A 12,835-nucleotide genomic window follows, 5' to 3' on the forward strand; every position below is an offset into this window, starting at 1 on the left:
CTCCTATTGAGTATAGCCCAATCTGATATAAGCACGTTTATTTTAAAGTTATGGTATAACATTATTGATCAGCACAAATGATGGTGTTATATTATATCACAACATAATAGCAACAACGTAGTAACCATGATCCGACATTCATTAATATCAACTGCAATTATCACTGCTTTAAGCTCTTTTTCTGCTCATGCTGCGCTGGTAACTGGGCAAGTTTTTGACAATAACAAGCAACCACTCAGCTATGCCGATGTGCACGTACACGGTAAAGCACAGTCAATTAAAACTGACGAGAATGGCCGATTTAGTATTAATATTGATGCTAATAGCCAATTACATATTAGTAAAAATAATTTTGTTGATGCTAGAGTTCAAGTAACTGAAACCAGTTCTGCTCTAAATATCACGCTTGTACCTACGTCAGTTGAATCTGTCGTTGTGTATGCCTCCGCCCTGCATAAAAATAGCTTAGAGATGATTTCACCAGTGAGTGTACTCAGTGGTGATGAACTGCGCAATAAAGCAAAACCCACGTTAGGCGAAACGCTCAAAGGCCTTCCGGGTGTTAATGCCAGCTATTTTGGCCCTGTTTCATCTAGCCCTATAATCCGTGGCCTAGATGGCCCTCGCGTTAAAATCACCCAAAATGGCTTAGACAGCAGCGATGCGTCACGTATTGGCCCAGATCACGCAACATCGAATGACAGCCTAGCTGCAGAACAGATTGAAGTTTTGCGTGGCCCAGCTACGCTACTTTATGGCTCAGGCGCGATTGGTGGCGTAGTTAACGTAGTAGATAACCGCATTCCAACTGATAATATCGAGCAGTTAACTGGGGCTGTTGAATACAGCCATGACACGGTTTCAAATGCCAACACCTATGCTGCCAAGCTTGAGACGGGCCATAACAACTTTAACTTCCATTTTGACGGTACCAAACGCACTGGTGATGACTACCAAACTCCGCGTTTTAACTTACCTGAAGAAGAGCACGAAGATCATGAGGGTCATGACGAAGAAGAGCATGAAACAGCCACCTCGGTAAAAAATACCTTTATTGATAGCCAAACCGTTAACTTTGGTACCAGCTATGTAGGTGAGCATTTAACGCTAGGTGTTTCTTATGGCCGTATTGAAACCGACTACGGTATTCCAGCACATAGCCATGAACATGAACATGGCCATGATCACGAACACGACCATGATGAAGGCGAAGAAGAAGCCGTTTATGCGCGTGTAGAACAAGATCGCTGGCAAGGTTTGATGAGCTATGCATTACACAACAACTGGATTGAAACTATTAATTTACGTCTAGGTTATACTGATTATCGCCATGCTGAAATTGAAGATGGCGCGATCGGTACTATCTTTAGTAATGAAACCACTGAAGCACGTTTAAATATCGAGCATAAGTTAGGTAATTGGCATGGTATGGCTGGTTATCATTTTAGTGACTCTGATTATGATGCCGATGGTGAAGAAGCCTTCACACCCGCGAGCAAAACGACTACTCATGCATTATTTATCCTCGAAGAAAAACAGTTTGGCAACGTGACATTAGAATTAGGTGCGCGTATTGAAGATTATAATATTGATAGTAATGTCGGTGCTGCTGCGCATGACCATGACCATGACCATGACCATGAAGATGATCATACTGATGAACACGCCAATGAAATAACGCCTTACAGTAAAAGCTTTACTAATCTGAGCGCTTCAGCAGGCGCTATTTGGCAATATACACCCGGACAAAGTATTGCGCTGAGCGTGTCACACTCTGAACGCGCACCGTTATCAGCCGAGCTATTATCAAATGGTGTCCATATTGCAACTGGCACCTATGAGCTTGGTTTAGGCTACGCGATAGAAGACGGTGAAATTCACTTCGAACCTGAAAATATCAAACAAGAAACATCAACCAATATTGATTTTGGCTTTAGACGCTTTAGTGGCGATTTTGGTTATACGGTTAACTTTTTCTATAACGACATTGCCAATTTTTACTATCAGCAGAACACGGGGTTAGTGTTTGATGAAGAGCACGGCCTTGAAGCTGCAGAGCCTGGCCACGATGATGGTATGGCTGTTTATCAATTTGTCAGTAAAGATGCGAAATTATACGGCATTGAATTTGACGCACATTATCAATTAAATTCAAATGCGATGGTAAAAGTATTTGGTGACTCAACCACTGCAAAACTTGCTGATGATGAAGGGTATTTACCGCGTATTCCGGCAAATAAGTTAGGTTCAGAATTACAGTATAATATCAGTGATTGGCAGTTCAGCTTAACTGGCACACACTACTTTGAACAACGTGATATTACGGCTTATGAAACCGCAACTGATAGCTATACACTGTTTGATGCGCAAGCAAATTACCAATTAAGTGTCGGTCCGGTAGATACACAGTTTTATATCAACGTTGATAATATTACGGATGAACTGGGTTTTGTACATAGTTCATTTATTAAAGATGAAGCGCCACTACCCGGGCGTAACTTTAGAATTGGTCTACGTGGTTATTTCTGAACTCAGTAAATAACCATAAAAAAGCCGCGCTAATAGTTATTAGCGCGGCTTTTTATTACTCAATTTCTAATTAAAGAATTTCGTGTAGCTCAACGTCAAATACCAGTGTTGAGAATGGTGCAATTGCAGCACCGGCACCACGTTCTCCATAAGCAAGCTCATGAGGAACATAGATACGCCATTTGGTGCCTTCAGGCATCATTTGTAATGCTTCAGTCCAGCCTTTGATCACGCCACCAACTGGAAACTCAGCAGGTTGACCACGCTCATAAGAGCTGTCAAATACAGTACCGTTGATAAGTGTACCGTGATAATCAACACGCACTGTTGACTCAGCAGTTGGCTTGTTGCCTTGACCTGTTGCTAGTACTTCATATTGAAGACCAGACTCAGTCACTGTGATTTCAGCACGTTTTGCATTTTCTTCTAAGAATGCAATGCCTTCAGCTGCAAGTACTTTCGCTTCTTCTTCACGACGGGCTTGGATTTCAGTGTTGATTTTTTCGAATGCAGCTTGGATCTCAGGGATCTCAACTTGGAAATCGCCGCCCACATACGCATCTTTCATGCCTGCAAATACTGAATTTAAGTTTAAACCTTCGAAAGGGTTAGCTTTAAGTTGCTCACCCATCTGTAGGCCAATACCGTAACTTGCTTTTTCAGCATCTGTAGTAAAATTATCTGACATAATATGTTTCACGTTTTGTTTATACCAAGCTTAATAACGCTGGTATCAGTTAAAAGACGCGCCTATGCTATCATAAAAAAAAGCCCTTTTGGGCTTCTTTAGAGCTAGTTTTTAGTGAGTTTTCGCTTTATTAATCGCACAGCAAAAGTCAAGATTGGCAAGCTGATTAAAATACCAGCAAGTAATGGACGACTCAGTAATGCCTGCGTACCAACTAATAACACCGGCACGACTAATAAACCGATACAACCAATAAATATTGCCGCAATTTCTGGCCAGTATTTATCATATTTAGTAATTAAATGCCCAGCTAATAGATTAAAGCCTAGGCAGTAAAGCATAGCTGTGAGCAATACATGCTCTGGTTGTGCATCCATCGCCATTTTAACGAGTAAGTTAATAGCACTGTGATAACAGTAGCCAAACACCGACCATAACAGTATGTGTTTTAGCACCCGTTGTGTGGTGTTTAATTGATTTTGCTGTGACATCTTAAACTCCAGATAGCAAAAAGCCGCCCATAAGGCGGCTTTTTAAATATGGTGGAGAGATAGGGATTTGAACCCTAGAGGGGCTATAAACCCCTGCCGGTTTTCAAGACCGGTGCATTCGACCACTCTGCCATCTCTCCGTACGGCGCGGATAATAGGGGTTAGCCGCCTTGTTGTAAAGCCCTAAAAGTAAAAAAGTTCAAATTAATCGTTACAATTACTCGAAGCGCTTAAAAATACATCAATAATACTGTTTTGGACGTTTCGCGACCCACGAACACAGTAAGCAGACTAATAAGCTAAAAGTTACAAAACTTAAGCTCTGAAAGATTAAATCAAAGCGGTTTAGATCATCACTTGGTACAAGCACCAATACAAAAGCGGGTAAAATACTCACAAACAACACGTAACAACACACTTTAAACGCTCTACCAAAATCAAATCGTCTTGTGCGTTGCATCCACCACGCTAAGATAACCACAATAGCAGTTGATGAGATCGCGATTAAATGAGGAGTCTGTGTACTAAATGCTGTGTAAAGAGTGATAGCCGCACCAACAAAGCCCCATAAGGACCACGTTAACCATTTTTCTTTTTCACGTAAAAATAAATTTCCCATTATCCTCGTCTTCTTGTTGTTATTCTAATTAAGACACTCCATACATTAACAAACTGCAGAAAAATAACAAACCATTGTATTGAGGGTTATTGCATCCAAGCGCTTCAGACAGCCAAGCTACCTAAAGATAATAACAAAGGTAGCCTTAATGCACTCTGACTGAAATAACACGACAAAGTTCCAATTAATTACGTTTTGGCAACTATAAGTTTGTGAAAAAGTGTTCTGGGCTATGACGAACAGTCTTTTTACAGTCCACTTCTGGAGTGCCTAAATACAGGTAACCGACAATCTCATCTTCATTATCAAGCTTTAACGCCGCTTTTACCGCCTCACTTTGCGCAAAGTAACCAGTACGCCAGACACCACCAAGTCCCTGCGCAAAAGCTGCTTGTTGCATAGCTAACACAGCACAACCAGCACTTTGTACTTGTTCGATACGCGGTACTTTTGGGTGCGCTTGATATTTGGCAATGGCAATGATTATCATCGGTGCACGCAGCGGTAACTCTTTGGCACGATTAATTACTTTTTCATCTTGTTGTTCTGCAACTGCACTTTGATAATAAATTTCGCCGAGTCGTTCTCGCGCATCTTCTGCAACAACAATAAATTGCCAAGGCGCAAGGCAACCATGATCAGGCACACGAAGCGCTGCTTGTTTAATAATATCAAGTTGACTGTTGTTTGGGGCAGGTGCAATCAGTCGAGGATCTGACTGACGAGTCAATAAAAGCTCAATAGCGTCCATAGCGATTCTCTAATTAAAAAAGAAACTAGCATAGCATTGATAGGGATTGCTGAGAAAGTTTGAAAGTTAGAAAGTTTGCGACGGGCGTCGCAAACTGACAGGTAGAGATTTAGATTATTCGAATCTTTTCCGTAACCAGTGATCAAGGCTAACAAAACGCCCACCGCCGGTAAAAAATAAACTCAATAACATCGCAAAATAAATTGCTGAAAACTCAATGCCATTATTCAAAATCGACGGTTTACCCTTTTCATAAAGGTAATCTGGGAAACCATGTTCTTGTACAAGTCCTCGAATTTTCTCAATACGTTCTTTTACTTCACGAGAATTATCTAAACTTTCTTTTGCACCGGGGATCGCCAACCAATCAAGTACTTGTGCAGCACTGGTATCTGGATCTGTCGGCGCAATCGCAAACCAGCCATTGTGCCAATGTACAGAGGTTGCGGCAACGACCATAGTAAACATCAGCGGTATGCTAACCAGACGGGTTAATAAACCAACTAAGAGCAGCCAGCCACCGAGAAATTCACTCCAGCCAGCTAAAAAAGCCAGTAAATCAGGAAAAGGTAAGCCTAAGCCCCAGTCTGGGTTACCAAACCAAGCAACAACATCTGGAGAAGCTAAAAAGAATTCAAAAAACCCATTACCATTACCACTGATATTTAGCTTGTTATAACCTGCGATGATCATAACTGGCGCCAGTATCAGTCTAAATAGTAAAGCAGGGATACCATCAAAAATGGCTATTTTTTGGAGGGAAGTTTTATATAGTGTGATCAATGTATTCATCGTAGCAGTCTAGTCTTTTGTAATGTATTAAACAAAGACCGCTACGATTAAAAGTTTATTTCAGTTAAATTTTACGCGCGACCTGAAGCGCTTCATAAATAGCTCGTTTTGCATCAATTGCTGATGCTAATTTGGCCCCGCCAATTACATGTACTTTAGGATTATCGATTAACCCCGACATTAATTCGTTATTAGAGACTTGCCCGATACAAGCGATCACTGTATCAACAGGTAGCACCTGCTCCTCTCCTGCCACAGTAATTTTTAGACCTTGCTTATCAAAATGATGATACTGACAATCAGCGATCTGTTTTACACCATGTTGCTTTGCAACTTGACGATGTATCCAGCCCGTTGTTTTACCAAGCTCACTGCCAAAACGCCCGGCGCTGCGTTTTAGCATAAACAATTGACGATTATCTTTATCTGGACTTGGCTGACACTCAATTCCCCACTGCGATTTAAAATCAGCAATACTTTGGTCTTTATGTTCACTTAAAAAAGCAACCATATCAAAGCCAATGCCGCCGGCACCTAAAATTGCAATCGATTGCCCTAATTCAACTTCGCCTCGAATAACTTCATCGTATGAAAAAACACGTTTATTATCCGCGCAGGTAAAGTTTGCCTCACGCGGGCGCACACCCGTTGCAAACACCACGTCATCGTATTGCTCAAGCATTTTATCGGTAAAAGGAGTATTGAGTGTTACCGTGACCTTCAGACGTTCAAGTTCATTAATAAAATAACGCAAGGTATGATTGAAATCTTCTTTACCAGGAATTCGCATCGCTAAATTAAATTGGCCGCCCATATCTGTATTTTTATCAATCAGCGTTACCGTATGGCCTTTTTGCGCTAAGTAACAACTGGCAGATAAGCCCGCAGGCCCAGCACCTACAACCAACACATTTTTAGCCTTGTTGGTCAGCTCAAGAGGATAATCTAGCTCAAACCCCGCTTGAGGATTCACTAAGCATGTTGCTCGTTTACCTTTAAATACATGATCTAAACAGCCCTGATTACAGCCGATACAAATATTAATGTGTTTACTTTGTTGTGCTTGGTATTTATTAAAAAATTCTGGATCGGCTAATAGTGGTCGTGCCATCGAAATCAGATCGGCATCCCCTGCAGTTAAAATTTCATTGGCAATCTCGGGGGTATTAATACGATTTACAGCAATGACAGGAACCGATACCACTTCTTTTAAACGTTTTGAAGCTTCTTTAAATGCACCTGCTGGCACCATACTCGCAATAGTAGGTACTCGTGCTTCATGCCAGCCTATGCCAGTATTTAAAATATCAACTCCAGCCTGCTCTAATGCTTTGGCCTGGATCGTAACCTCTTCAGGTGTTGACCCATTCGGAATTAAATCCATCACCGATAATCGAAAGATAATTAAAAATTCTTTATTTACTTTGGCACGTACAGCTTTGACTATCTCTAACGCTAAACGCATACGGTTTTCTAAACTTCCACCGTATTCATCTGAGCGTTTATTGGTATGCGGTGCCATAAACTCATTAATCAAATAACCTTCTGAGCCCATCACTTCAACGCCATCGTAGCCTGCCTTTTGTGCTAAATAGGCGGAATGAGCAAAGTCTTTGATGGTTTTTTTTATTGCACTGAGCGACATTGCTTTGGGTTGATATGGGTTAATAGGTGCTTTAATTGCACTTGGTGCTTGATTAAATGGATGATACGCATAACGTCCAGCATGTAATAATTGTAAGCAAATCTTACCGCCGTGTTGATGGACAACATCAGTGTATGCACGGTGCTTAAACACATCATAATAGCTATTAAAAGACGATGAGATTGGGGTTAATTTGCCACGCAAATTAGGACTGTAGCCCCCCGTAATGAGCATCGCAGTACCACCTTTAGCGCGCGCTTCATAAAAAGCACGCAGTCGTTTTCGGTTATGCCATCCCTCTTCAAGCCCCGTGTGCATTGAGCCCATTACCAAACGGTTACGTAGCTGTGTGTGTTTCAATTGTAATTGTTGTTCTAACATCCTCTGCCCCAATGAACTGGTCTAACCTCTATACATTAGCCAATTTTGCTCGATTGGCAAGTAATAAGCAACAAAAGCGATAAATTAGTTAATATGTTCACATTCTCACGGTTAAAACCTCGCTCATAAATACTTAGTTACGATTTAACAGTTAAATTAATTTTTATTCTGGGCTAAGATGGTGACAGATATAAGTTGTACCAGACTAAGGATTTATTTTGATTGCAAAGCTATTTAAAGGACTGTGGGCAGGAATTAACTTTTCTCGTCGTTTAGTCCTCAATTTTTTATTTGTGTTACTCGTTATTCTTTTCATTGTTTCAATCGCAAGCGATGACAATGAAATCAATGTTGCTAACACATCGGTGCTCAGGCTAAACCTCAATGGTCCAATCGTAGAAGAAAAAGTTTACGTTGATCCAATTGAAGCTGCCATCAATGATGCAACACAGGGCAACGACGAGCCGGCTGAAATTTTACTTGATGATATTATCGAAGTAATTGATCAAGCCACTGAAGATAAACGCATTAGTGTGATTTTGCTGGATTTACAAAAAATGCCTAACGCGCATTTAAATAAATTAAAACAAATCACTCAAGCGTTAGAGCGGTTTAAAGCGAGCGGCAAAAAAGTAATTGCCTCTGGTTATTATTACTCACAAGCACAATATTACATTGCTGCGCACGCTGATGAAATATCGATGCACCCTTATGGCGGTGTAGAGATCCAAGGCTTTGGCATGTACCCATTGTATTTTAAAGATGCGCTTGAAAAACTCGGTATCACTCAGCATATTTTCCGTGTTGGTACATTTAAATCGGCTGTTGAACCGTTTATTCGTAACGATATGTCAGATGCAGCAAAAGAAGCTAATAATGTATGGCTAGGTGCATTGTGGAAAGAATACAAACAAGACGTTGCCGCTGTGCGCCCATTTGATGAAGCAAACTTTGATGAAACAATGGACGTTTTTCTGGCTAAAATGCAAGCAGTTAATGGCGATTCAGGTAAATATGCCCTTGAACATCAATGGGTTGATTCTTTAAAAACCAATCAACAAATGCGTCAACAATTAATTGCCTTAGTAGGCACTGAAGAAACGGGCAAAACCTTCAACCAAGTATCATTTAAAGAATATCTCTCATTGGTTAAACCGCCGATTGAGTTTGATAACCCAATGACAGAAAAAGTCGCCGTTGTGGTTGCACGCGGTACTATCTCTGACGGCGAACGTAAAGCCGGTGAAATTGGTGGTGACTCTACAGCGGCTTTACTACGTAAAGCACGCTTAGATGATAAAGTAAAAGCGGTTGTACTGCGTATTGATTCTGGCGGTGGCAGTATGTTTGCCTCTGAAGTTATTCGTGCTGAAGTGCTTGCTCTTAAAGCAGCTGGTAAACCAGTGGTTGCTTCAATGAGCTCAGTAGCAGCTTCTGGCGGCTACTGGATTGCCTCTGCTGCCAACGAAATTTGGGCAGCGCCGAGCACAATTACCGGCTCAATTGGTGTATTTGGTAACTTTATGACCTTTGAAAACACCATGGCTAAATTAGGTGTTTATTCCGATGGCGTTGCCACAACTGAAATGGCTGGTCTATCGATCGCTCGCCCGCTTAATGAAAAAATGGCACAGGTTATTCAACTAAGTGTAGAAGATGCTTATCAACGCTTCTTAGAGGTTGTTGGTGAAGCACGAAATATGACCCCTGAGCAAGTTGACTCTATTGCACAAGGCCGTGTTTGGATTGCAAGTCAAGCGCAAGAGCTTGGCTTAGTTGACAAATTAGGCAATAAGCAAGACGCTATCAAAGCGGCAGCTGAACTGGCTAAGCTTGATTTTTATGAAGTTAAAACCATTAAGCAGAGTCTATCGGCGGAAGAGAAATTAATGCAGGATATTTTTGGAAATGCATCGATTAGATCGCTAATTGGCTCACAAAGTACGCTACAAAACGCACTCTCAAACCAAGCATCTATCAATGGTTTAGTTAAGCAATTAACAACTGAGGTTGAAGATCTAAAAGATTACAACGATCCGCAAGGCATTTATGCCCGCTGCTTAGTGTGTAATATTTCGCAATAAATAGTGTATAGGCTGTAATCGCAGCAACTAACCGTTATACTAAGCCCAGTTTTTTTACTGGGCTTTTTTTATGAAACGTAAACGTATTTATATCGCATATACTGGCGGTACGATTGGGATGAAAAAATCGAGTCGAGGCTATATTCCCGCTGAAGGTTTTTTAACACAAACCGTAGAAAACAATGCCGAATTTAATCGTGATGAAATGCCCTTATTCGATATTCACGAGTATTGCCCGCTGATTGACTCATCAGACATGTCCCCTGCTCATTGGCAACTAATCGCAGATGATATTAAAAGTAAATACCAAGATTATGATGGCTTTGTCGTGCTTCATGGCACAGATACCATGGCGTATACCGCATCTGCTTTGTCCTTTATGTTTGAAAACTTAACAAAGCCAGTGATAGTGACAGGCTCGCAAATTCCACTGTCGCAATTGCGCTCTGATGGCCAAGTAAATTTACTTAATGCGATGTATTTAGCGGCTAATTATCCGATTGCTGAGGTTAGTTTATTTTTTAATAATCAATTATTTCGCGGCAATCGTGCGACTAAAGCGCATGCCGATGGCTTTGATGCCTTTGCATCCCCTAACCTAGATCCATTAGCACTATCAGGTATTAATATTCAATTATTAAAAGGCCAGTTAAGCCCGTATGTTGAAAATGAGCTACAAGTCACCAACATCACGCCGCAACCTATTGGTGTTTTATACTTGTATCCAGGGATCAGTCATGCTGTAGTTAAAAGTCTGGTAAACGACAATATCAAAGCCCTCGTATTATTGAGCTTTGGTGTGGGCAATGCGCCACAAGATCCAGACTTTTTAGAGATCCTCTCCAGCGCAAGTAAGCGCGGAATGGTTATCGTCAATTTAACCCAGTGCTTAAAAGGGCATGTAAATATGGGCGGCTATGCAACTGGTAACGCATTACTTAACATTGGTGTGATCAGCGGTTACGATATGACCTTAGAGGCATGCTTAACTAAATTACATTACTTATTTAGCCAAAAGCTTGAAATTGAAACTATTCGCCATTTAATGCAAGACAACTTACGTGGTGAGTTAAGTAGATAAGCTGAGCGCTTTATAATAAAAACTATTTTTTAAATTAAAAAGGCACGCTAATTAGCGTGCCTTTCATTTAAACCTATTGGTCTAATTAACGTACTTTCGCGTCAATCTCTACTAAATCAGTTAAATGACATACCTCACCACTATGAGCTTTAATGCCATGCTCACCAAAATAATCTCGCTGTGCTTGTACTAGATGACCATTGCTTGGTGTCGTCAACGTCGCAAAATACGTTTGCGTTGAGCTAAGTACCGGAAATGCTAATCCAGTCATCATTGCTTGACCTGTTATTTTACGCAGCGCTAATGACTCTTTTTCTAAAGTGTCGATAAACTCAACACCTTCAGCGATGTTATCTAAGTAATCAGCACGGATAATACAACCAGCACGCCACGTTTGCAGTGTTTTAGATAAATCGACTTTCCATTGATGTGCACGTGATGCACCTTTGATCAGCGCAAGGCCTTGACGATAAGCCAGTAAACTTGCAAACAAGAAGGCATCTTTAAGTTCATCTAAATCTAATTCAACCTGTGAAGTTGATTTAGCTGCATACGTCATTTCTTTCGCTGCATGTGTGTCACCAGTATTGGTTAAGTGACGCGCTTGCACAGCTGCAACCAATGAAGGAACGGCGATACCCAGTTCTAATGCATTTTGTGCCGTCCACAAACCAGTGCCTTTCGCGCCAACTTTATTATCAATCAAATCAACTAACGCTTCACCCGCATCGGTTTCTAACGATAAAATATGACTTGAGATAGATAATAAATAGCTATTGAGTGTGCCTTCAGACCATTGATTAAAAATCTCTGCAACTTCATGTGGAGTGCGGTTAGTGCCTAAGCGTAATAATTGATACATTTCTGCGATTAGTTGCATTAATGCATATTCAATTCCGTTGTGCACCATTTTTACAAAGTGACCACTGGCTGATTGACCAACACGGGCAAAACACGATTCACCTTTGTAGCTTGCTGCTACTTTTTCAAACCATGGCTCAACGCGTTCCCAGCCGCCTTCTGAACCACTTGCCATCATCGCAGGACCATGACGCGCGCCTTCGGCACCGCCAGAAATACCCATCGTGGCAAATTCAAATTTATTTTGATATTTAAGTTTACGAGTAATACCGTCTTTATAATTACTATTGCCACAATCGACGATAATATCGTCACAATCAACGCCTGCATCAACTAAATCGCTGCAAACTTTATCGACTAACTCACCCGCTGGCACTAATAACAAAATTGAGCGAGGCGGCGTTAACCGTTTTACCATATCACCTAAATCAGACACAATGTGCAGACGATCTGCCATGCCTTGTAATTTAGCACAGCTTAATAGCTCTTCGCCCGCGTCTGGGTTTTTATCATAAGCTACTAGCGTCATCCCTTGTTCAATCAAGTTGAGAGCAAGATTTTTACCCATAACGCCTAACCCTACTAATGCAACTTGCATTTAGTGTCCTCCTCGGTAACAACTATTGGTTAGTAAATGAAATAATACCGCGCGCATTATATACCCAAGCCACTTAAAATTGCGAGCCTAGACAACAGATACAACGCTTTGCGCAAGACAAACACGCAAGATACTGTGATTATATCAAACAACCGTTGCCTCGGGGCGATAAATTTTCCTGATATGGATTTCTGAGTCGAGCATTGACGAGACCTGACACCGGTGTCATAATGTGGTCATAATTTTTTTGTATAAAATAATGACAGCTTTACACGTTACCTTGATGTCAACGCGCTATTTGCTGTCAGTAAAAAC

At 41.1% G+C, this 12,835-nt stretch carries 10 protein-coding genes and 1 tRNA gene; 3 read left to right on the forward strand and 8 right to left on the reverse strand.

Going from position 1 to position 12,835, the window contains the following annotated elements; genetic code table 11:
* The first annotated feature begins 126 nt into the window (after positions 1 to 126).
* Entirely contained in the window at positions 127 to 2,529 is a 2,403-nt protein-coding gene (locus H5187_RS01355; protein ID WP_182797473.1) for a TonB-dependent receptor domain-containing protein, read from the forward strand.
* Between the two features lie 70 nt (positions 2,530 to 2,599).
* Here the strand turns inward: H5187_RS01355 and H5187_RS01360 are convergent, their stop codons facing one another.
* From H5187_RS01360 to H5187_RS01390, 7 genes are all read right to left on the reverse strand, one after another.
* On the reverse strand, positions 2,600 to 3,217 hold the full coding sequence (locus H5187_RS01360; protein ID WP_182760918.1) for an FKBP-type peptidyl-prolyl cis-trans isomerase: 618 nt from the start codon (positions 3,215 to 3,217) through the stop codon (positions 2,600 to 2,602).
* Between the two features lie 104 nt (positions 3,218 to 3,321).
* On the reverse strand, positions 3,322 to 3,708 hold the full coding sequence (locus H5187_RS01365) for a hypothetical protein (protein ID WP_182717446.1): 387 nt from the start codon (positions 3,706 to 3,708) through the stop codon (positions 3,322 to 3,324).
* Positions 3,709 to 3,757: 49 nt separating this feature from the next.
* Positions 3,758 to 3,848 (reverse strand) — tRNA-Ser (locus tag H5187_RS01370).
* Positions 3,849 to 3,949: 101 nt separating this feature from the next.
* Positions 3,950 to 4,327, reverse strand: coding sequence for a hypothetical protein (locus tag H5187_RS01375; protein ID WP_145233198.1), 378 nt, complete (start codon positions 4,325 to 4,327; stop codon positions 3,950 to 3,952).
* Between the two features lie 202 nt (positions 4,328 to 4,529).
* Complete coding sequence (locus tag H5187_RS01380; RefSeq protein WP_182739601.1) at positions 4,530 to 5,078, reverse strand: NAD(P)H nitroreductase; 549 nt, start codon at positions 5,076 to 5,078, stop codon at positions 4,530 to 4,532.
* Positions 5,079 to 5,192: 114 nt separating this feature from the next.
* Positions 5,193 to 5,870, reverse strand: a complete 678-nt coding sequence (locus tag H5187_RS01385; RefSeq protein ID WP_149982495.1) for a DoxX family protein — start codon at positions 5,868 to 5,870, stop codon at positions 5,193 to 5,195.
* A gap of 64 nt (positions 5,871 to 5,934) precedes the next feature.
* Entirely contained in the window at positions 5,935 to 7,896 is a 1,962-nt protein-coding gene (locus tag H5187_RS01390) for an FAD-dependent oxidoreductase (RefSeq protein WP_182717443.1), read from the reverse strand.
* Positions 7,897 to 8,114: 218 nt separating this feature from the next.
* On the opposite strand from H5187_RS01390, the gene sppA reads away from it, so the two are divergent.
* Positions 8,115 to 9,980, forward strand: coding sequence for a signal peptide peptidase SppA (gene sppA / locus H5187_RS01395; protein WP_182797474.1), 1,866 nt, complete (start codon positions 8,115 to 8,117; stop codon positions 9,978 to 9,980).
* Between the two features lie 70 nt (positions 9,981 to 10,050).
* Positions 10,051 to 11,061, forward strand: a complete 1,011-nt coding sequence (gene ansA, locus H5187_RS01400) for an asparaginase (protein WP_149982498.1) — start codon at positions 10,051 to 10,053, stop codon at positions 11,059 to 11,061.
* An 85-nt stretch (positions 11,062 to 11,146) separates the two neighbouring features.
* Here the strand turns inward: ansA and gndA are convergent, their stop codons facing one another.
* The gene (gndA, locus tag H5187_RS01405) at positions 11,147 to 12,520 is read right to left on the reverse strand and encodes an NADP-dependent phosphogluconate dehydrogenase (protein ID WP_182797475.1); all 1,374 of its coding nucleotides are present in this window, start codon (positions 12,518 to 12,520) and stop codon (positions 11,147 to 11,149) included.
* Between the last annotated feature and the right edge of the window lie 315 nt (positions 12,521 to 12,835).

This window comes from Pseudoalteromonas sp. SG44-1, assembly GCF_014164315.1.
Taxonomy (GTDB): domain Bacteria; phylum Pseudomonadota; class Gammaproteobacteria; order Enterobacterales; family Alteromonadaceae; genus Pseudoalteromonas; species Pseudoalteromonas rhizosphaerae.

Excerpts from the sequence above, each read along its gene's own strand:
- H5187_RS01355 (WP_182797473.1), top strand. The coding sequence starts at position 127 with ATGATCCGACATTCATTAATATCAACTGCAATTATCACTGCTTTAAGC.
- H5187_RS01360 (WP_182760918.1), bottom strand. The coding sequence starts at position 3,217 with ATGTCAGATAATTTTACTACAGATGCTGAAAAAGCAAGTTACGGTATT.
- H5187_RS01365 (WP_182717446.1), bottom strand. The coding sequence starts at position 3,708 with ATGTCACAGCAAAATCAATTAAACACCACACAACGGGTGCTAAAACAC.
- H5187_RS01375 (WP_145233198.1), bottom strand. The coding sequence starts at position 4,327 with ATGGGAAATTTATTTTTACGTGAAAAAGAAAAATGGTTAACGTGGTCC.
- H5187_RS01380 (WP_182739601.1), bottom strand. The coding sequence starts at position 5,078 with ATGGACGCTATTGAGCTTTTATTGACTCGTCAGTCAGATCCTCGACTG.
- H5187_RS01385 (WP_149982495.1), bottom strand. The coding sequence starts at position 5,870 with ATGAATACATTGATCACACTATATAAAACTTCCCTCCAAAAAATAGCC.
- H5187_RS01390 (WP_182717443.1), bottom strand. The coding sequence starts at position 7,896 with ATGTTAGAACAACAATTACAATTGAAACACACACAGCTACGTAACCGT.
- ansA (WP_149982498.1), top strand. The coding sequence starts at position 10,051 with ATGAAACGTAAACGTATTTATATCGCATATACTGGCGGTACGATTGGG.
- gndA (WP_182797475.1), bottom strand. The coding sequence starts at position 12,520 with ATGCAAGTTGCATTAGTAGGGTTAGGCGTTATGGGTAAAAATCTTGCT.